This is a genomic window from Oceanobacillus kimchii X50 (assembly GCF_000340475.1).
In the GTDB taxonomy this organism is placed as follows: Bacteria; Bacillota; Bacilli; order Bacillales; family Amphibacillaceae; genus Oceanobacillus; species Oceanobacillus kimchii.
Map to the genome: position 1 here is coordinate 2,402,273 of NZ_CM001792.1, position 20,389 is coordinate 2,422,661.

Sequence of the window (20,389 nt, forward strand, 5' to 3'; positions counted from 1 at the left end):
GTGGGGACATTGTTTTGTCCCCTTTTTATTTTGGTAATTTTTTCAATACAAAATAAGAACAGCCAAAATTACAGTACTCAAGTAAATAATCGTCTAGCGCCGTAATTTTTGAATCAATCGGGGCTTTTGAATTCCTTTCACCATAAAATCCTTTTAAACGGAGCTGGTCATATCCCCAATCACCAACGATATAATCGTACTTTGCTAATATATCGGAATACCGTTCTTTAATTGTATCTTCTTGAAAACCATCTTTAATATTTTCGATCATTTCATATTTCTTCCCATTCAATTCAATCATGAATGATCCACTCCTTTATGTGCTTTTAGTTTATCATAGTCGATATCACAAAAACCAGAAAAAATTACCTGCATGATTTCTAGGATTTTTATAAAAACTACAAATACTAAAAGTATGGGAGGATATAATGAAATGATGAAGATGAAATTGTTAATACCATTATTTTTAATCACTGGCTTATGTTTAGTAGGATGTGGTACAGATGATGCTGCGGATGATACCTCACCTCAACTAGACCCAAATAGAAATCAAACAGAACCAGCTGAAACTAATAATAAGTTAGGTTTTGTTCGCTATACAAAAGATGAATTTGCTAATGATGAATCACATGAACATCGTGCAATCACTATTGACCGTCGGGAAATGGCTGATATGATTTCACGAATTTTATTACAAAATAATCAATATGAAGAAGTTGCTACATTAGTTACTGATGAAGAAGTTCTAATTGCATTCGAACAGTCAGAAAATATCGCAATAGACGAAGCTATGATAAATGCAAGGAAAACGGCAGAATCCGTGTTACCTCGTTATTATGATATTTATACATCTGGTGATAAGTCGTTGATTCAAGATATACAAACCCTTCATTACTCACTGGCGAACGATCCAAATTTCGATTATGATCAAACGGTACAAACTATTATAGAAGAAATGAAACAAGATGGAACGCCAGATGACGAATAAGCAATAGCATTTTAATTAAAAAAGGAGGTGACAACGTGTATCCAAAACAAATGCTCACACTATTGGGATTCATACTTTTTATTACTAGTCTCCCATTAACTGTCTTGGCTGAAGAAAATAAAGAAAATGATATTTACGAACAACGTATGGCTCTTTTCAAAAAAACGGAAGCAATAACACAAATTCCATGGTATTATTTTGCGGCGATTGATAATTACGAAAGAAATATAATTAATAGTGATGAACCTGAGAAAGTAATATCCATTGATTTTACAGATGAAATTTGGTACGGACTAGGTAATGCTGCTAAAGCTCCTGAAATGGAAATCATTCAAAGTTTTGGTGGTATTGGAAAAGATGGTAATGGTGACGGTAAAGCACAAATAGACAATGAGGAAGATATTTTATATTCTATGGGTATGTTTATCGAAGAGTATGGATTAAATGAAGATGACATCAAGATTGCTCTTTGGGAATATTACAAAAGGGATTTGACAGTGCAAACCATTATGAATACATCTAAAGTATTTAAGGAATTTGGTCACGTTCACCTTACTAATCGAGCATTTCCAGTAGATACGAATTATAATTATAGTTTCAATAATACATGGGGTGATCGACGTGGATTCGGTGGTTTACGAATTCATGAAGGGACCGATATCTTTGCCTCTTACGGCGTTCCAGTTCAATCAACAACATACGGTGTAGTAGAGATGATGGGATGGAATCTTTACGGTGGTTGGAGAATAGGGATTAGAGACATCTACAATATTTATCATTATTATGCACATATGAATGGTTATAGTGACGATTTAAAAGTAGGTCAAGTTGTACAGCCGGGTGATGTTATCGGTAGTGTTGGCTCCACAGGATACGGACCGCCTGGAACATCGGGTAAATTTCCACCACATTTGCATTATGGTATGTATAAAGACAATGGATATAGCGAATTCTCATTTGATCCTTATCCTTACTTAAAAAAATGGGAGCGTATGTCTAAATAAAACGAGTTAAATTCAAGATGGTAAAAAATCCACTTCCTATTGTTGTTAGAAAGTGGATTTTTTCTTAATTATTTTCCGTTTTACCCTTTCGAATGGTATTCCATATACTAGCCGCTAATCCGCCCCAAAGAATTACCATTCCAATTATCATTACTGTAATTGCACTAGCCGACATTTATTTTGCCTCCTTATCTTGTTCGGTATATTCAGTCAATTCATCGGATTTCCATTTTGTTAATGACAGAACTATACCGATTACTAATGCCGCGATAGCTACTGTCCATCCTCCAAATGCAACAAAGGCATTTGCATATCCCTCATAATTTCCTGTAGCTGTATCAAACTCTCTTAACAAGTTTTGCTTAAATAATCCGAGCATCATATATCCCATTACAATCGGAGTAATAATTGTTAAACAAATAGTCCACCATGATCCTAATCGGATATCCGAAACACTATTAGCATGCGACTTTAATACATTTGACTTGCGTAATATCCAAGCAATTAGTACGACCTCAACCATTCCTAACATCGCTACTCCAAATTGATTGATAAAATAGTCCACTACATCTAAGAAATGTAATCCTCCACGACTAGCAAATAATAGTGAAATAACTGCAGCTAATCCACCACCGAATAATACTGCTTTTGTACGTGTAATTTTAAATTTATCTACTAAAGCTGATACATATGCTTCTGTAATAGATACTAATGATGTTATTCCTGCTAAAGTTAAGGATACAAAGAATAATACACCAAACAAGCCATTAAATGCGGGTAATTCATTAATAATAGCTGGGAAAACAACGAAAGCGAGTCCTACTCCACCAGCTACAACTTCATCTACTCCTACTCCTGAAGATGCAGCCATAAAACCTAATACACCAAAAACTCCAATTCCTGCTAGTAATTCAAAACCAGAGTTACCGAAACCAACAATAAAAGCATTATTTGTGATATCTGATTTTTTCGGTAAATAACTAGAATAGGTGATCATGATTGCAAAAGCAATGGATAAACTAAAAAAGATTTGGCCATATGCAGCAATCCATACATCAGGTTCAAGTATTCTGCTAAAGTCTGGAGTAAAGAATGCATTTAAACCTTCTGCTGCTCCAGGCAATGTTACTGCACGGATAACAATTACTAAAAACACTATAACTAGAAGTGGTATAAATATACGGTTAGCTACTTCAATACCTTTCTTTACACCACGGAATAAAATTCCCAATACAAGAACCCAAACTACAATCAAAGGTATTAATACTCCTGGAACTAATCCGCCTACTTGGCCAGGTACATCTGCTAGATGTAAATAATCTCCAAACAAAAATCCTTCTGTATCTTCTCCCCAAGATAGATTAAATGAGAAGAAAGAATATGAAATTGCCCAGGCAATAATGACAGAGTAATATGTCGATATAACAAAGGCAACTAAAACCGCCCACCAACCTACGAATTCTGATTTCTTGTTCATTCTACTAAATGTCAATGGAGCTGATCCTCTATATTTATGCCCCATTGTAAATTCCATGATTAATATCGGTATTCCGGCAGTTAATAATGCAAATAGGTATGGAATAAAAAACGCTCCTCCACCACTTTCGTAAGCCACGGAAGGAAATCTCCATATATTACCCAAACCAACTGCAGAACCCACTGCTGCTAAAATAAATCCAGCACGTGTTCCCCATTGTGACCGATTTTCCATTTACTTTCCCCCTTAAAATCAAAAATAGTAATAGCCTGTTTCTTTATTAATATGTAGAATAATATCAATTATTATTACTTTCAGACTATTATAATTGTATTATATCTTGTTCTCCTATTTTGTCAAACGGTTCTGATAATTTAGAAGGAGTTTTGTAAAGATTAAAAATCACATGAGCAATAGGGATCCTATACGCTCATGTGATTCTTTTAGTCATTCTTTATTCATTAGTTGTTTTTTCTTTTCTTCGGTCAACTACTACTTTCTTCAGTATTAATACAATAATACTCATTAGTACAATTGTGACTAGTAAGGAAAGTAACGTAGAGTGAGTGTAACCTACTAAGGTAAATCCAACTATTGCGGATACTGCAGCTATCGTCGCATAAGGCAATTGTGTAAGTACATGGTCTATATGATTTGCACCTGCACCTGTAGAGGATAGTACAGTAGTATCTGATATTGGAGAACAATGATCACCAAACACTGCTCCAGCAAGTACTGCTGCAAGTGCTGGTAACAATAAACTACTATCCGTATTAACCATAATGTTAGCAGCTATTGGAAGCATAATACCAAATGTTCCCCAAGATGTTCCTGTTGATAAAGCCATTATTGCGGATATTATAAATAATATAACGGGTAACAACGACACATTAATTGAAGCATTTTCAACTAATCCAGCTAAGTAATCTCCTGTTCCAATACTTCCAATAATTGCTCCAATCATCCAAGCTAGTAGAAGAATATTTATTGCAGGAATCATAGTTTTTGCACCTTCAATTAATATTTTTCCTAACTCTGAACGCGGTACCTTTTGAGAAAAATAGAACACAGCGGCAACTACTACAGAGGAAAGACCACCTAATATTAAGGATAGATTAACATCTGTATTTGCAAAGGCATCAACTAAGCCATAACTAGACGCCGCTATTACACCTGTGGTATACATTGAACCAATTGTAACAATAAATAACACAATAATTGGTACTAATAGGTGGTATACTTTACCATCTTTATGTGGATCAAAAACATCACCTAAATCTCCGGCAACACTGTCTTGTTCTGGGTTAAGAAGCTCTCCCTCTTTTTCAGCTCTTTTTTCATGTGTATGCATTGGTCCTAAATCCAAACGGAAATACGCTACAATAAATACAAGTATAATTGCAGATATGGCATAGAAATTCAAAGGAATCATTTGTATGAATGCTTCAAATGGTTGATACTCTGTAATTTCATTAGCCGCGAATAAAGTCCCTAACGTCCCAATAATATATGCTCCCCAACTAGAAATCGGGGCTAACACAGTAACAGGAGCAGAACTAGAATCAATAAAATAAGCAAGTTTTGCACGCGATATTCGATGTCGGTCTGTTAACGGCCTAGCAATTTGACCAACTGCTAAACTATTAAAATAGTCATCAATAAAAATAATTATTCCAATAACAGCTGTCATTACTTGTGCACCAGTTCTTGTCTTTACTCGTTTCATCATCCAATCCCCAAATGCTCTACTTCCACCTGATGCTTGTAAAAATGCTGTTAATATACCTAGAAGTAATAAAAATCCTAGGAGAAATATATTTCCTACTTGCCATCCGTCTTCAGCATAAAATATGGTGTAAAATACTTCCCAAATCTCTGTGATTGAGGATAAAATATTAAAATTGTGAATTAGTAGTGCCCCTACAATAATTCCAGTACCTAATGATATTAATACATTACGTGTAATAATCACTAAAAGTAGCATAATCACTGCAGGAATCAGCGAATAAATCGTACCTTCCATAGCTTTTACCTCCAAATAAATATTTGGTGATGGAGATAATACTCGAAATGCTCTTGATGTGAAGCAACGTTGCTATTTTTAAGCACAAAAAAAACAACGACAGAAAATAACCATCATTGTTTTACCAACAAACGTTATCCTCCATTTCGATCAGTAGTTCTCCATGCACATATTCTTGCATGACAGTGCATCTTTTATTCAAAGATGTACCAGCAATAATAAGCGTGACCCTTATTATGCTTCGGCAAACAACCCTTCCACCAACTTTCATCGTTGTCATCCTCTTGTTGATTACTAATGTTGTATGCTCCTCTACCTCACCGATCTGATAAGGCATTATTCAATTACTAGTAATATACTATATTATTCATCATTCTGCAAATCATCCTTTGGTATTGCTATATCTGGTAATCCATCCCCACCATAGAAATCGGGTACTTTCCCCATGATTGCACCACTATCTAAATATAGTTCTGTATGAACGGTTGTTACATCTGAAGTAAATGGAACAATGATTTGTACATCTGCTTCTATATTCACATACAAAGTAACCCATGATCCATTAATGCCAAATTCTTCGGTTTCTCTTACTACATTTGTTCTCACATTTCCAATTACTTGCATATTAATTGGTATTCTCGGGCCAAGATTAGATAGTACCGAATTACCTGTCACTTGTCCAAGAGGGATCTCAATGAGAGTTGGATCAATAGCAGCACGACCCTCAGCACTTCCATCATCGTTCAATGGTTCTTCCAGATTATATTTAAAACTTAAAGGCTTCCCTTCATTTACATGTACAAAGAACTCTTCAACACGATCTGTAGCAACTCGATTAATTTCACTAATTACGGCTCTATTTTGATTGTAAGTAACTAAGTTTCCTTCGTTATCATAAGTAATATCAATCATATCTTCAAAACTATATTCACCTACAAAATCTACCGCAGAATTTATTGCACGTGTGGCAAATTCTTCAGTTTTCCTTTTTGCAATGTCTTTAACTATAGGTTCAATCTTGTCATTAATAATCCAAAAACTAAAGGCCATGGATACAACAAATATGATAAGGGTCATAATCACTAAAAATTGACGATGTGGAGGCCTTCTGTATGATTTTCTTCGGATGCGATATCTTCTTTTGAACCTCAACCTTCATACCCCCTCTACACAATGTATGCTTGTTCTTAGAGAAGGTAGAACTATGGATTATCTATTTTTAATAACTTCCTTAATAAGGGTATTCATCACTTTTCCTAAATTTAATTCATACGGATTATCCAGTATCTTCCCCTGTACTTCTGTCACACGAATAATCGGCCGATCACATAAATGTTTATTTTGTCTTATTACTTTTCCAGAACTACCATCACTCAAATTAACCATTAACCCTTCCGGATAAACAGCAATACTTTTTTTAAAAGCCTCAATTATTGTTATATCAAATTCCCTAACTGCACCAGCATATAAAATTTCCAACGCTTCATGTGGTAATAAAGCTTCTCGATAAACTCGGTTACTAGTTACTGCATCAAAAACATCTGCCACAGCTATGATTTTCGCATAAGGAATAATATCTTTGTCATATAAGCCTAAAGGATAACCAGAACCATCTAGTCTTTCATGATGTTGATAGGCACATTGCGCAACGTTTTTAGGAAATCCAGGATAGCTTCGTAAATAATCAAATCCTAATTTTGTATGACTTTTGATAATTTGAAACTCTGTTTCATCTAGGCTAGAAGGTTTATTTAAAATTTCCGATTCAATAAAAATCTTACCTACATCGTGTAATAACGCACCGATACCTAGTTCTTTTAATTGTTCGGAAGTATAACTTAATTGTTTTCCGATCGCAATCGAGTATATAGCTACATTTAGAGAATGTTGTAAAATATAATCATTGGTGATCATAATATCTGAAAGCAATGTTAACGAACTTTCATTCCCTTCAACTTCATACAAAATTTGATCAACAACTTCTTTTAACTCCATTTCTTTTGTTTGAAGTACGTAAGACTTACTTAGAAGGCCTGCTTGTTTTATTCCTCTAAATGTATCATTAAGTGTATGTACTGCTTTTTGACGAAGTTGATCGGAAATAACTGGTTCGTAATACTGGTCATCATCAATATCACCTTCAATATATACATAAGTAATCCCACGATCTAGCAGCTTTTGAATAACGTTTGACGTCAATTTCATTCCTCTTGCCAATAAAATTACTCCTTGCTCATCATATAATGATTGAGCTAATGTATCTTCAGACTGAATAAGTTTCGTACTTACTAATTTCATAGATTTCTCCTATAATCCGACATCTTTCAACATTGTATTAGTAATATCGTACCAAATATCACAACCTATGCCTATCTTAATTTTCCTTATAATTTAAAAAGCTTTTCCTGTGAAAGAAAAGCTTTTTAAATAGTTATGATATTTTTAATAAAGCCTCTTTCCCAGTTATTCCAACTTCCCATCCATATTCTTTAGATGCATCAGTGATTTTTTCTAGTGGTGCGTGAAGCAACTGATCGATTGTTCTAACTCCCATTGCACGGCCAGCTACGACATTCCGTTCTTGAAGTTTAGGTATTTCATTAAAAATATCGACATCCAATGCTGCACACATGATATAACCTACATCATTACTAATCGTTAATAATGTTGTCTTTGGCAATTCCACACTTACAGCTGTAAATATAATCCCATCTACCTCGAGAGGTTCTATTGTAATCATTCGTACATTTGCCCCCTTTATAAAATTCACTATAAGTGTATGCAGGAGGCATAAAAAGCGTCACATTCTAAGAGGGATATTGCTGTATTAAAGTTTCTGCAAGAAGATCTCTTAAAAATTCAGGTACGAAATATTGCTTGGTAGTTGATTTTGCAATTTCTGGTAATAATCTCCCAAATGTAAATGTATCCGCAGTAGCTACATAGTAGGTTTTGTCTGGATCAATCTGTTTTCCATTTTGTTCATAAACCGCTTTTACATATTCACCACCATTACGATGAAAATCTGTAATAACATCTAAACCAGAGAATATCATTTTTCCTAGAATTTCACCGCGAAATCCAAACCCTTTTAGCTTTAATTCTGTAAAATCCGTAGATAAAGATGCTCGTATTACCTCTATAAGTTCATCGCCTTTTAAATCAACTAAAACAGGATTAATCGGATGAGGACAAATACGATGGATATCCCCATATGTAATGGGACCGGCAGGAAGGCTTTCCAACAATACTCCTGCATTTAACATGGCACAATCCGCTTTTGTCCATTTCCTTAACGTGGTTGTCAGACTTTGAATGATTGGTGTATTAGCAAACCATTTCACTTCAATGGGTTTGTTTGCTTTGACAATTACATTATCTAGATACTTCCTCGATTGATCAAATAGTGTTTGTATATATTGTTCTGTATGTAAATCTGGAATTGTATCACGAAGATCTACTGCATAACCGTTAAGCTTCGTAATACGATTCTCCTCATGATTCCATTCTACAGTGACTTCCCCTACGTAAAAGCAGTGTTTCCCAGCTGCTGTAATTAACGTATGATTAACCATCTCTCCCTTTTCTAATAAATGATGAGTATGTCCACCCATTATTATGTCGACAGCAGGATATCTTCTAGCAATTTCTTGATCAACACTAATTCCTAAATGAGACAGCAGTACTATAATGTCTGTTTCTTTTTCTAATTCATTTATATAACGGTCTAACACATCAAATTCATTATCAATATGCCAATCCAAAAGCTCATAAAAAGCATTAAACGGAGCAGTAAGACCTAAAAAACCGACCTTAATACCGCTAGCTGTTTCCTTAATTTCCGTGCGTTTCAACCACGCTGGTAATTGACCGTCCAAACTTTCTAGATTAGAACATACTACTGAAAAATCAGCATGATCATACAGATGATATAATTCATCATGGGACAAAGTGATCCCCTCATTGTTTCCTAGTGTTACGACATCGTAATTTAATTGATTAAGTAAATCTATATTTGCTTTACCACGGCTTGCTTCCGTTATCGGGTGGGAACGATCAACGTGATCTCCTATATCCACCGTCCAAAAAATATCTCGATTCTCTTTATGTATTTCTTGTTTGTGAAGTAAATACGCCGCTACTTTTGGCCATTGTAAAAAATGACTATGTAGATCATTTGTAAAGTAAAACGTTAACTGTTCTTTTGACATTTATACTCTCCTAACCAATGCCTTGCATGATCATTCGTATACCAACTAAAATTAGCATAATCTTTAATACTAACTCTAGTACATTGTTTGATAAAAAATGGTTTACCTTTGCTCCAAGTTTACCACCTATCCATGCTCCAGGTATAAAGAAAAGCACATACTCCCAAACAACATTCCCTAAATATATATGTGTGATCGAACCCATGAAACTAACAAATATAATCATGAACATGGAAGTTGCAGCGGCCAAATGTGCTGGAAATCCAAATAATAACATCATAACCGGCACCATTATTGCTCCTCCGCCTATTCCGAATAAACCAGACAACATTCCTACAAATAAAGCAATGCTAATTGCAGATATGAAAGATAATTTATATATGTAAACTTCTCCTTTTAACTCAAAACTTCTGACACCTGGCTCATGAATGTCTACATTACGTCTTAGTTTAGAGGCTTTGTTTCTTAGGCTCATTATGATAGATATAACTATGATTAACATACCAAAATAAAGATAGAAACCATCCGTATTTACAAATTGATTTAACCATGCTCCAAACATACTACCTGGAATACTACCAGCCAGAAAGATACTACCTGCATAAAAGTCAACTTGCTTTTGCTTTGCATAAGAAAGTACCGAAGAAATTCCAGTAAAAACCATTACAACTAAAGACATCGCAACTACCGATTGTGGACTTACCCACTCAAAACCAGTAATGTATTGGCTGGAAAGTAATAGTAATGGAATAAGAACAATTCCACCCCCTAGGCCTACTAATGAACCAATAAAGGCCGCTAGAACAGCGATAATAAAACAGATTATAGCCACAACCATTTCTACCGTCTCCTTCATTATTTTTCCTTTATCATATCATAGGTATACGGATTTAACGTAATAGTGCGAATTGAAAATGATCATCAATATTAAAAATGCATGAAATCTAATGAAAGATATCATGCATTCTGTGTTTCATTCTTATCTATTAACCCATTACAAGTATAAAATAAAGATAATCGTTAATTCCAGTGTACATATGCTTTGATGAATAATAGAAGCTGTAGTATTCCATCACAGAAGCTATAATTCACATTATACTTTCGCTTCCTCCTGATTGAGTAGATTTGCTGCATTTAAATAGCCTGCTCCCTGTACATTAGGAGATTGTCCCAAATCTTCACAGGCAGCCATTAGTTTTTCTTTTACTTGATCGGGAGTTAAGCTAGAATCACTTTGAAGTAATTGAGCAACTATCCCAGCACATATTGGTGTTGCCATGGAAGTACCAGATAGAGAGATATAATTTCCATCTACACGAGCTGATTTATTCGTTTTATCAATGAAAGAACTTGGCGCTCGTAAGGATACAATATCTACGCCAGGAGTTAATAAATCTGGTTTTGTTAACCCGTCAATGGTAGGCCCCCTGCTTGAAAACTCAGCCACTGAATCGTCAGAACGCTCAGCTGTATTACTATCATCTGCAGCACCAACAGTAATGACTTTTGGACTTATACCCGGACTTCCAATAGTCTTTTCCCCGGGGCCAGAGTTACCAGCAGCAACACATACTACCATTCCATTATCCCAAGCTGTTTCAACAGCATTAACAACAGGATCATCTTCAGCAGGCTCAGTAGCATCTGAACCAAGTGATAGAGAAAGAATATTTATATTATATTTAGACTGGTTCTGAATGCACCAATCAATACCTTCTATAACCGTAGATAATGACCCTGAACCCATTTTGTTTAATACTTTTACACCGACTAAATTTGCTTCTGATGCTGGACCCTGATACTGTCCATCCGATAATGCACCATTACCAGCAGCATCTCCAGCACAATGTGTCCCATGCCCATTATCATCATAAGGATTTGTTTGACCCTTTACAAAATCTGCAAACCCAATGATACGCCCTTCTAAATCTTCATGTGGGTGTATCCCAGTATCGATAACTGCAATGGTAGAACCCTCACCTGTCAATCCATTATCCTTTAAAACATCTGCATTTACTGAAGATGAAGCAGTATCTAATAAAGAAAAAACTTTCCTATCATAATAGATTTTCTCAATATGATTACAGTTTTCAATTAAATGCTCAATCTTTTCTGCAGAAAACTTAGCTGAACAACAGGAAATGGAATGAAATTCACGAAGCGTTTTATATTTGGTATTTTTCACTTCATGTAATCCGCTAGTAAAATTGTCGGGTTTAAACTTAATGACAACAGGTAATTTTTTTGTTTTCTTTCTAACTCGTTCTATGGGACTTTGTAAGAAACAAGGAATATAACGAAACGGTTTATAAAAATTCACCATCTCTTGTCTGATGCCTTTGTCCATCTTTTTACCATTACGACGAACCAAATTAATCATTGAAAAATTTAACATATGAATTCTCCCTCTCGTTGATTTACGATAATGTACGCAAATCTTGTAAAGAGGGAGTAGTGAAATAGTATAAAAAATAGAAAAAGAGGTAGATATCTAGCATACAATTGCTTGTTTTATGGGGGGTATAACATAAAAATATGCTTATAAAGGAATATAATAGCTGGCTGATAATGAAGAAAGAATTGAGTTCATATTTTGCCAACTGTTGAGTATTAAAGAGTTAGTTAGGTTTATAGACAATTGACTTAAGATGATGTTGCTTTAAAATTAGGATAAATAAAGTAAAAAGGATGGTTATAGAAAATGTTAATTTGGCTTTCTATTGGTTTTATTTTAATTGGTTTTTGTGTCCTCATTTCAACGAAAAAGAGCATGGAAAATAAAATAGCCTTTATAAAATCAAATGTAGTAGATCAAAATGTTACAAAAGTAACCAATTCCGTTATATGGTGGATAGTAGGAGTGTTCGGTTGGGGATTAATAAGTATTATTCTAATCACATTAACGTTTCAAGATCTTTTTGGGTAATCGCAGTATTTTATCACTTTAAATCATCATTAACTGAAATATTTTTAATTTATAGAAAAAAGAAGTTAGATTCAATTTATCCGCAATAAATTGTACATAAATAATAACCTAGATCCTGAGAATGGGAACTATTCACTAGTTTCATCGATTTCTGAAGCTAGTTTAGTTTATAGAGCACGTCTATTCAACACTTTCTTGGATTTCCAATGCAGTTTTGGTTTATAGAGCATGTCTATTCAACACTTTATCGGATTTCCAATGCAGTTTTAGTTTATAGAGCACGTCTATTCAACACTTTTTTGGATTTCCAATGCAGTTTTGGTTTATAGAGCACGTCTATTCAACACTTTATCGGATTCCCAATGTAGTTTTAGTTTATAGAGCACGTCTATTCAACACTTTTTTGGATTTCCAATGCAGTTTTGGTTTATAGAGTTAGTATAAATAAATCAAGATAGAATAGATATTCAAAATCCAAATATAATTTACAATGTACCTGAATTTTGTATTTAACTAAACCGTTTGATACTTCCATATCGAACTTGATTAATTACATATTCCAAAGTGTATCAAATTGTAATAAAAGGAAATTAGCATAATAAATTAAAAAACTGTACCAGAATACGGTACGAGTATTTGGGGTTATATAAAATTATAGGGGAATGAAAAAATAGATGAAACTTAGTTCAGTAAACGGATTCAATGCTTTTTGGATTGCTTCAACCAGTACTTATTTTGGAACATATGTTACTACATTTGTGTTACAAGTTTTAATTGTTGTGCATTTAGAAGGTTCTGCTATAGATGTTGGTTGGATAAATGCCTCTAGGTGGCTACCATATGTTTTTTTGGGATTAATAATAGGTGTATTAATTGATAGAACCAATCGACAATTGGTTATTGCAACTACAGATATCTGTCGTGGTATCCTATTAATACTTATTTTCTTACTGTACAGCTTTGATATGCTCAATATGATAACTATCTATTCAATAATGATTTTGTTTGGAATTCTTTCCATTTTTAACGATTCAGCATACCAATCATTTCTACCTCAACTAGTTCCTCGACAGCTATTAACAAGGGCAAACGCTCGTTTAGAGCAAAGTGGAGCAGTAGCCGAAACTAGTGGACCAGCGTTAGCGGGTTGGATAACGTCTTTAATAACTGCACCATTTACACTTATAATTAATTCTGCATCTTACTTTCTTTCAGGTATTATTATATCTTTCATTAAACATCCTCCTAAACCAATCAGTTCTGTTTCCACTCTAACCTTCAATCAATTATTAAGGGAAGGTATAAGTTGGGTTTACGGACACAAATTTCTACGAATACTAGCCTTAAATACACATATTTGGTTTCTTTTCCATAGCATGTCAACAACTGTCTTCATTACTTATGTACTACTTGAGCTAGGGTTAAATTCTTTTATTCTTGGCGTTACATTAGCCTCTGCAGGAATTGGAGCTGTAGTTGGGGCAACTTATGCTCCTTATATTGGTATTAAATTAGGTGTGGGGAAAGCAATATCTCTAGCCCGTATACTCTATTTCCCTGCAGTTATTCTAATTATTTCAGCGCAGTCTGTTCAAGCAAATATGGTCACGGGTACAATTATATTACTTATGATTGGACAATTTATATATGGTATAGCTATGGGTATAGAAGGTCCAAACGAGATGGGTTACAGACAATCTATAACCCCATTACGATTACAAGGACGAATGAATACAACTATGCGGTCTATTAACCGTAGCATGATTATTATAGGTGCTCCTTTAGGTGGGTTCATTGCTGATGAATTTGGTTCACGTAATGTTTTAGGGATATCCGCAACCGGATTAGCAATTTGTGCAATTTGGCTTTTTCTCTCACCTATTCGAAAAGTTAAAATTGATTAACCTATGTAGAAATAAACTAAACTATGATTACCGAATAATTCTATTAATTATAAAAGAAATAAATACTAACCAATAATATCTATAAAACCCAGACCAAATAAAAGAAGACGAACTAGAAAAGTTCGCCTTCAACCTTAAAGAGGTATTCTGAACCAAAACAAAATCAGCATGTTTCAAAATCCTCATATTTAATTCTTTCATCATCCCCATACAAAGGGTGGCTTATTAACCAATAGAACCTTCCATTTCAAACTTGATTAAACGGTTCATTTCAACCGCATATTCCATTGGAAGTTCTTTTGTAAATGGCTCGATGAAGCCCATTACGATCATTTCTGTTGCTTCTTCTTCTGATAAGCCACGGCTCATTAGATAGAAGAGCTGTTCTTCTGATACTTTAGATACCTTAGCTTCGTGCTCTAAAGAAATGTTGTCATTTAAGATTTCGTTATACGGAATAGTGTCTGAAGTAGACTCATTATCCATAATAAGCGTATCACACTCAATATTTGCACGAGCTCCATCCGCTTTACGACCAAAGTGTACTAAACCACGATAAGATACTTTACCGCCTTGTTTAGAGATTGACTTGGAAACAATCGTAGATGACGTGTTCGGCGCTAAGTGATGCATTTTCGCACCAGCATCTTGTAACTGTCCTTTACCAGCAAGTGCGATAGAAAGTGTATTTCCACGTGCACCTTCACCTTTAAGCAAGATAGCTGGATATTTCATTGTTAATTTAGAACCAATGTTACCATCAATCCATTCCATTGTTGCATTCGCATCACAAGTTGCACGCTTTGTAACTAGGTTATACACATTGTTTGCCCAGTTTTGGATTGTTGTGTAACGGCAATATGCATCTTTTTTAACAATAATCTCAACTACTGCACTGTGTAGAGAGTTTGTTGTATAAACTGGAGCTGTACAACCTTCTACATAGTGTACAGAAGCCCCTTCATCAACAATAATTAACGTACGCTCAAACTGTCCCATATTTTCAGAATTAATACGGAAGTATGCTTGAAGTGGAGTTGTTGCTTCGACTCCTTTTGGTACGTAAATGAAAGATCCACCAGACCATACTGCAGAATTTAATGCTGAGAACTTATTATCAGAGTACGGAATTACTTTACCAAAATACTCTTTAAATAATTCTTCATTTTCTTTTAATGCAGTGTCTGTATCTTTAAAGATGATACCTAGATCTTTAAGATCTTCTTTCAGGCTATGGTAAACAACTTCAGATTCATACTGAGCTGATACACCAGCAAGGTATTTTTGCTCAGCTTCTGGAATACCTAATTTATCAAATGTTTGCTTGATTTCATCAGGTACTTCATCCCAAGTTCTACCTTGTTTTTCAGATGGTTTTACATAGTAGACGATTTCATCAAAATCTAATCCAGAAAGGTCTCCACCCCATTGTGGCATTGGGCGGTTATAGAAATGCTCTAGAGCTTTCAAGCGATATTCTAACATCCACTCTGGTTCTTCCTTCATTTTCGAAATTTCTTCTACTACTCGTGGCGTCAATCCTTTTTCCGTACGAAAAATAGATACGTCTTTATCATGAAATCCATATTTATACTCATCGATTTCTGGCATATTTTTAGCCATATAGATAACCTCCTCCTAGCAGAAAAAACATCTCTGCTTTATTGATCATGTACCCCTTTTTCCATTGCCTTCCAGGGTAAGGTAGCACACTTTATTCTTGCAGGGAATTTAGAAACACCTTGTAATGCTTCAATATCTCCCATTTCTTCTGTATCTACATCATTTCCCAACATCATATCAGAAAATGTATGTGACATTTCTAATGCTTCTTCTATCTTCTTCCCTTTAATCGCTTGTGTCATCATAGAAGCAGATGACATGCTAATCGAACAACCTTCTCCCTCAAACTTTGCATCTTGAACAATTCCATCTACAACATGTAACTGAAGCTGAATGCGATCGCCACAAGTCGGGTTATTCATATCAACTGTAACAGAGTCTCCTTCAAGAGTACCACGATTTCTGGGATTTTTATAATGATCCATTATTACTTGTCGGTAAAGTGTATCGAGGTTATTCAAAGACATTCCCAAAATACTCCTTTGTTTTTAACAGTCCTTCTACCAATCGATCTACATCTTCTTTCGAATTATAAAGGTAAAAACTTGCTCTAGCTGTTGCTGAAACATTCAACCACTTCATTAAAGGTTGAGCACAATGATGACCAGCACGCACTGCAATGCCTTCTGCATCTAATACAGTAGCAGTATCATGTGGATGTACATCATCTAAATTAAATGTTACTAGCCCAGCTCTTTGTTCAGGTCCATAAATGGAAAGTCCATCAATTGTACGCATTTGCTTTAATGCGTATGCAGCCAATTCATTTTCATGATCGACAATTTCTTGATGTCCTATATCTTCTAAGAAATCAATAGCAGCACCGAGTCCTATAGCGCCAGCAATTATTGGTGTTCCACCTTCGAATTTCCAAGGAAGTTCTTTCCAAGTAGAGTCATATAGATTAACAAAGTCAATCATTTCACCACCGAATTCAATAGGCTCCATGTTTTCTAATAAATGCTGTTTTCCGTATAATACTCCGATTCCAGTTGGACCACACATTTTATGGCCAGAAAACGCATAAAAGTCACAATCTAAATCTTCCACATCCACTTTCATATGAGGCGCCCCTTGCGCACCATCGACCACCATAATTGCATCATGTTGATGCGCAATAGCAGCAATTTCTTTAATAGGATTAATTGTACCAAGTACATTGGAAACATGTGCCATCGCTACAATTTTCGTTTGACCAGTAATTGTCTTCTTGGCATCTTCAATCGTAATAGTACCGTCTTCTTGAAGCGGTAAATACACCAACGATGCTCCGGTTGCTTTAGCAACTTGCTGCCAAGGAATTAGATTACTATGGTGCTCCATTTGGGTAATAACTATTTCATCGCCTGGTCCGACATTCATTCTAGCATAGCTTGACGCCACGATATTAATTGAAGTAGTAGTCCCTCTTGTAAAAATGATTTCTTTTGTACTGTCCGCATTAATAAATGAACGAACCTTTTCTCTCGATCCCTCATACTGATCTGTTGCTCTTGTACCAAGTGTATGAACACCACGATGTACGTTGGAATTATTTTCCTTATAGTAAGCTTCGACTGCTTCAATAACTGAAAGTGGTTTTTGAGATGTTGCAGAAGAATCCAAATATACAAGCGGATGTCCATTTACTTCTTGGTTTAAAATCGGAAATTGTTGTTTAATGGCATTTACATCCATTAATAAACTTTCCTTTCAATTACTTGCGTTAATTGTTTACGAATAGACTCAATCGGGATCTGTGAAACTACTGGTGCTAAGAAACCATGAATTACAAGACGCTCAGCTTCTTCCTGTTTAAGACCACGGCTCATCAAATAGTACATTTGAATTGGGTCCACTCGGCCAACAGAAGCTGCATGTCCTGCAGTTACATCATCTTCATCAATGAGAAGAATTGGATTTGCGTCTCCACGTGCTTTTTCACTTAACATAAGCACTCTAGATTCTTGTTCTGAATTTGACTTCGTACCACCATGTTCAATTTTACCAATTGCATTAAAGATAGTAGAAGCTGCACCTTTCATTACTCCACGCTGAAGGATATAAGCATCTGTTTGTTTACCAAATTGACGGATACTTGATGTGAAGTTTTGTGTTTGTTTTCCACGCCCTACAGAAACTGCTTTTGCTTCAGAAGTTGCGTTATCTCCTAATAGATACGTAATGTTTTCAGAAACGGTGTTACCATCATTCATTTGACCTAATGCCCAGTTTATTTGAGCGTCACGATGTCCAACCCCACGTCGGTTTACATACGTTGTAGTACCTGCTGCAAAATTATCTACAGCTCCATATGCAACTTGTGCATTATCATGTGCAAATACTTCGGTAATAATATTTGCTACAGATGCTTGCTCGTCATTATGAGATAAATAATTCTCTACATAAGTAACAGAACTACCTTCTTCAGCAACTACTAACACATGATTAAATAGAGCGTTCTCTGCATCTTCTTGCCAAAACACTGCTTGTAACGGCTCTTCGATTTGTACGTTTTTTGGAACGTATACAAAAATACCACCATTGACTAATGCTGCATGTAGTGCAGTTAATTTATTTTGATCTACTGCAACAGCATCTTTCATATAATACTTTTCTACAAGATCACTATAATTACGCATCGCGGTAAAGATATCTGTAAAAATAACACCTTTTGATGCTAAATCATCTTGTAATGTACTATAAGCAACAGATTGATTTCGTTGAATAAGCAAGTTATTAGGCTTGTTCTCGTCATCGAAATAATCTTTTAGTTCTTCCGGTAATTCAGATAGGGAAGAAATTGTTTTTCCTTCTTTATATTCATGTTTGAACTCTGTAAAGTTCCAATTTGTGATTTTTGTTTTATCTGGCTTCGGCATTTCTAATGATTCAACCATACCTAAAGCGCTTGAACGTAATTTCGTCATCCATTGTGGCTCATTACGATCTTCTGAAAATAGGTTTATATAATCTTGATTGAATGGAAGTTTTGTTTCTACAGTCATGCTATCCCTCCTTACATTACGCATTTTGTTCAATGGTTTCGTCTTCAATACCTAATTCTTCTTTAATCCACTCATAACCTTCTGCCTCAAGACGTTTTGCAAGTTCTGGTCCACCAGATTTCACTACGCGACCTTGCATCATTACATGAACAAAATCAGGAGTAATATAGTTAAGTAGACGTTGATAGTGAGTAATAATTAGACAACCAAATTCATCTGAACGCATTTGGTTAATTCCTTTTGAAACTACTTTCAATGCGTCGATATCTAATCCAGAGTCAATTTCATCAAGAATCGCAATCTCTGGTTTTAATTGCATTAATTGCAGGATTTCATTACGTTTTTTCTCTCCACCTGAGAAACCTTCGTTTAAGTAACGTGTAGCCATACTTTGATCAATATCAAGAAAATCTAAATCTTTATCTAATTCTTTGATAAATTTCATTAATGGGATCTCATCGCCCTCTTCACGTTTTGCATTAATTGCTGAACGTAAAAAGTCAGAAGTCGTAACACCACTAATTTCACTTGGGTACTGCATAGCCAAGAACATTCCAGCACGAGCACGCTCGTCAACTTCCATTTCTAATACGTCTTCACCATCAAGTGTAATGCTTCCTTCTGTAACTTCATATTTAGGGTGGCCCATGATTGCTGATGCTAGTGTTGATTTACCAGTACCATTTGGTCCCATAATTGCGTGAAATTCTCCACCTTTTATTGTAAGGTTTACCCCTTTTAAGATCTCTTTATCCTCTATGCTTACATGAAGATTTTTGATTTCTAAAACTGATCCTGACATAAAACATACCTCCAAGTACTTTATTTTCATCAAATGAATTTATATCCATTCTCAATTTATTCTCATTATAATCTTAAAGCATTTCAAATTAATTATCAACTCTTTTAAGCTATACTGAACTTGTCATTTTTGGTTATTTCTAACACGATTGCTAGCTATTAAATAAGTATTAAAAAGGTGAAGATTTTACTGAATCATTAAGAAGGACATATAAATTTATTTTAACATATTATCAAACTTATCTGTAATAAGGACAATGGCGCTAGTGCCCGTTTAGCAACATAGCAACTGAAACAAAACAACTGAGATATAGGAAACACATTGAGGTGCCGAACTGATGATGACTATCACCCCGAGGGTATAAGTGCAACTAAGCCTCATAAAGAACATTCGGCAGTCTTCTTTTCACCCAGGGGTATAAGTGCGACTAAGCCTCATAAAGAA

19 protein-coding genes and 1 riboswitch are annotated in these 20,389 nt (G+C 35.1%); of the genes, 4 read left to right on the forward strand and 15 right to left on the reverse strand.

Features of this window, described 5'->3' with window-relative positions; translation table 11 throughout:
• Nucleotides 1–25 precede the first annotated feature (25 nt).
• Nucleotides 26–301, reverse strand: coding sequence for a YutD family protein (locus tag C794_RS12500; protein WP_017797478.1), 276 nt, complete (start codon nucleotides 299–301; stop codon nucleotides 26–28).
• Nucleotides 302–433: 132 nt separating this feature from the next.
• Between C794_RS12500 and C794_RS12505 the strand changes: the two genes are divergently transcribed.
• A complete protein-coding gene (locus C794_RS12505; RefSeq protein ID WP_017797479.1) occupies nucleotides 434–988 on the forward strand; it encodes a YhcN/YlaJ family sporulation lipoprotein in 555 nt (184 codons plus the stop codon).
• A 35-nt stretch (nucleotides 989–1,023) separates the two neighbouring features.
• Nucleotides 1,024–1,992 (forward strand): M23 family metallopeptidase, encoded by a 969-nt coding sequence (locus tag C794_RS12510; protein WP_017797480.1) that lies wholly within the window; start codon nucleotides 1,024–1,026, stop codon nucleotides 1,990–1,992.
• 64 nt (nucleotides 1,993–2,056) lie between these two features.
• Here the strand turns inward: C794_RS12510 and C794_RS20480 are convergent, their stop codons facing one another.
• The 9 genes from C794_RS20480 to C794_RS12560 form a co-directional block, all read right to left on the reverse strand.
• Nucleotides 2,057–2,167: a methionine/alanine import family NSS transporter small subunit gene (locus C794_RS20480; RefSeq protein ID WP_017797481.1), complete on the reverse strand. Its 111-nt coding sequence runs from the start codon at nucleotides 2,165–2,167 to the stop codon at nucleotides 2,057–2,059.
• Nucleotides 2,168–3,703, reverse strand: coding sequence for a sodium-dependent transporter (locus C794_RS12520; protein WP_017797482.1), 1,536 nt, complete (start codon nucleotides 3,701–3,703; stop codon nucleotides 2,168–2,170).
• 220 nt (nucleotides 3,704–3,923) lie between these two features.
• Nucleotides 3,924–5,492, reverse strand: a complete 1,569-nt coding sequence (locus C794_RS12525) for a Na+/H+ antiporter NhaC family protein (RefSeq protein ID WP_017797483.1) — start codon at nucleotides 5,490–5,492, stop codon at nucleotides 3,924–3,926.
• A 146-nt stretch (nucleotides 5,493–5,638) separates the two neighbouring features.
• A riboswitch (Lysine riboswitch) is annotated at nucleotides 5,639–5,815 on the reverse strand.
• A gap of 40 nt (nucleotides 5,816–5,855) precedes the next feature.
• Nucleotides 5,856–6,644 (reverse strand): sporulation protein YunB, encoded by a 789-nt coding sequence (gene yunB, locus C794_RS12535; protein ID WP_026133799.1) that lies wholly within the window; start codon nucleotides 6,642–6,644, stop codon nucleotides 5,856–5,858.
• 57 nt (nucleotides 6,645–6,701) lie between these two features.
• On the reverse strand, nucleotides 6,702–7,790 hold the full coding sequence (locus C794_RS12540; protein WP_017797486.1) for an HD-GYP domain-containing protein: 1,089 nt from the start codon (nucleotides 7,788–7,790) through the stop codon (nucleotides 6,702–6,704).
• Between the two features lie 133 nt (nucleotides 7,791–7,923).
• The gene (locus C794_RS12545) at nucleotides 7,924–8,232 is read right to left on the reverse strand and encodes a YunC family protein (protein ID WP_017797487.1); all 309 of its coding nucleotides are present in this window, start codon (nucleotides 8,230–8,232) and stop codon (nucleotides 7,924–7,926) included.
• A 67-nt stretch (nucleotides 8,233–8,299) separates the two neighbouring features.
• Nucleotides 8,300–9,703, reverse strand: a complete 1,404-nt coding sequence (locus C794_RS12550; RefSeq protein WP_017797488.1) for a bifunctional metallophosphatase/5'-nucleotidase — start codon at nucleotides 9,701–9,703, stop codon at nucleotides 8,300–8,302.
• Nucleotides 9,704–9,713: 10 nt separating this feature from the next.
• Complete coding sequence (locus C794_RS12555; protein WP_017797489.1) at nucleotides 9,714–10,541, reverse strand: sulfite exporter TauE/SafE family protein; 828 nt, start codon at nucleotides 10,539–10,541, stop codon at nucleotides 9,714–9,716.
• A gap of 255 nt (nucleotides 10,542–10,796) precedes the next feature.
• Nucleotides 10,797–12,098: a S8 family peptidase gene (locus tag C794_RS12560; RefSeq protein WP_017797490.1), complete on the reverse strand. Its 1,302-nt coding sequence runs from the start codon at nucleotides 12,096–12,098 to the stop codon at nucleotides 10,797–10,799.
• Between the two features lie 306 nt (nucleotides 12,099–12,404).
• Between C794_RS12560 and C794_RS12565 the strand changes: the two genes are divergently transcribed.
• Together C794_RS12565 and C794_RS12570 are read left to right on the forward strand one after the other, a co-directional pair.
• Complete coding sequence (locus tag C794_RS12565) at nucleotides 12,405–12,629, forward strand: hypothetical protein (protein ID WP_017797491.1); 225 nt, start codon at nucleotides 12,405–12,407, stop codon at nucleotides 12,627–12,629.
• 674 nt (nucleotides 12,630–13,303) lie between these two features.
• Nucleotides 13,304–14,533: an MFS transporter gene (locus tag C794_RS12570; protein ID WP_017797492.1), complete on the forward strand. Its 1,230-nt coding sequence runs from the start codon at nucleotides 13,304–13,306 to the stop codon at nucleotides 14,531–14,533.
• 225 nt (nucleotides 14,534–14,758) lie between these two features.
• Here the strand turns inward: C794_RS12570 and sufB are convergent, their stop codons facing one another.
• From sufB to sufC, 5 genes are read right to left on the reverse strand one after another with little or no spacing between them, the layout of a single operon-like run.
• Nucleotides 14,759–16,156, reverse strand: a complete 1,398-nt coding sequence (gene sufB, locus C794_RS12575; RefSeq protein WP_017797493.1) for a Fe-S cluster assembly protein SufB — start codon at nucleotides 16,154–16,156, stop codon at nucleotides 14,759–14,761.
• 38 nt (nucleotides 16,157–16,194) lie between these two features.
• Entirely contained in the window at nucleotides 16,195–16,623 is a 429-nt protein-coding gene (gene sufU, locus C794_RS12580) for a Fe-S cluster assembly sulfur transfer protein SufU (RefSeq protein WP_017797494.1), read from the reverse strand.
• Nucleotides 16,610–17,833: a cysteine desulfurase gene (locus tag C794_RS12585; protein ID WP_017797495.1), complete on the reverse strand. Its 1,224-nt coding sequence runs from the start codon at nucleotides 17,831–17,833 to the stop codon at nucleotides 16,610–16,612. The genes sufU and C794_RS12585 overlap by 14 nt, the downstream gene beginning before the upstream one ends.
• A complete protein-coding gene (sufD, locus tag C794_RS12590; protein ID WP_017797496.1) occupies nucleotides 17,833–19,143 on the reverse strand; it encodes a Fe-S cluster assembly protein SufD in 1,311 nt (436 codons plus the stop codon). The genes C794_RS12585 and sufD overlap by 1 nt, the downstream gene beginning before the upstream one ends.
• Nucleotides 19,144–19,159: 16 nt before the next feature.
• On the reverse strand, nucleotides 19,160–19,945 hold the full coding sequence (gene sufC / locus C794_RS12595) for a Fe-S cluster assembly ATPase SufC (protein ID WP_017797497.1): 786 nt from the start codon (nucleotides 19,943–19,945) through the stop codon (nucleotides 19,160–19,162).
• Nucleotides 19,946–20,389 lie beyond the last annotated feature (444 nt).

What these genes read in the sequence shown, in the direction of transcription:
- C794_RS12525 (WP_017797483.1), bottom strand. Translation starts at nt 5,492, where the DNA reads ATGGAAGGTACGATTTATTCGCTGATTCCTGCAGTGATTATGCTACTT.
- C794_RS12500 (WP_017797478.1), bottom strand. Translation starts at nt 301, where the DNA reads ATGATTGAATTGAATGGGAAGAAATATGAAATGATCGAAAATATTAAA.
- sufD (WP_017797496.1), bottom strand. Translation starts at nt 19,143, where the DNA reads ATGACTGTAGAAACAAAACTTCCATTCAATCAAGATTATATAAACCTA.
- C794_RS12570 (WP_017797492.1), top strand. Translation starts at nt 13,304, where the DNA reads ATGAAACTTAGTTCAGTAAACGGATTCAATGCTTTTTGGATTGCTTCA.
- C794_RS12565 (WP_017797491.1), top strand. Translation starts at nt 12,405, where the DNA reads ATGTTAATTTGGCTTTCTATTGGTTTTATTTTAATTGGTTTTTGTGTC.
- C794_RS12550 (WP_017797488.1), bottom strand. Translation starts at nt 9,703, where the DNA reads ATGTCAAAAGAACAGTTAACGTTTTACTTTACAAATGATCTACATAGT.
- C794_RS12555 (WP_017797489.1), bottom strand. Translation starts at nt 10,541, where the DNA reads ATGGTTGTGGCTATAATCTGTTTTATTATCGCTGTTCTAGCGGCCTTT.
- sufC (WP_017797497.1), bottom strand. Translation starts at nt 19,945, where the DNA reads ATGTCAGGATCAGTTTTAGAAATCAAAAATCTTCATGTAAGCATAGAG.
- C794_RS12585 (WP_017797495.1), bottom strand. Translation starts at nt 17,833, where the DNA reads ATGGATGTAAATGCCATTAAACAACAATTTCCGATTTTAAACCAAGAA.
- sufU (WP_017797494.1), bottom strand. Translation starts at nt 16,623, where the DNA reads ATGTCTTTGAATAACCTCGATACACTTTACCGACAAGTAATAATGGAT.
- C794_RS12505 (WP_017797479.1), top strand. Translation starts at nt 434, where the DNA reads ATGATGAAGATGAAATTGTTAATACCATTATTTTTAATCACTGGCTTA.
- C794_RS12520 (WP_017797482.1), bottom strand. Translation starts at nt 3,703, where the DNA reads ATGGAAAATCGGTCACAATGGGGAACACGTGCTGGATTTATTTTAGCA.
- sufB (WP_017797493.1), bottom strand. Translation starts at nt 16,156, where the DNA reads ATGGCTAAAAATATGCCAGAAATCGATGAGTATAAATATGGATTTCAT.
- C794_RS12545 (WP_017797487.1), bottom strand. Translation starts at nt 8,232, where the DNA reads ATGATTACAATAGAACCTCTCGAGGTAGATGGGATTATATTTACAGCT.
- C794_RS12560 (WP_017797490.1), bottom strand. Translation starts at nt 12,098, where the DNA reads ATGTTAAATTTTTCAATGATTAATTTGGTTCGTCGTAATGGTAAAAAG.
- C794_RS12540 (WP_017797486.1), bottom strand. Translation starts at nt 7,790, where the DNA reads ATGAAATTAGTAAGTACGAAACTTATTCAGTCTGAAGATACATTAGCT.
- C794_RS20480 (WP_017797481.1), bottom strand. Translation starts at nt 2,167, where the DNA reads ATGTCGGCTAGTGCAATTACAGTAATGATAATTGGAATGGTAATTCTT.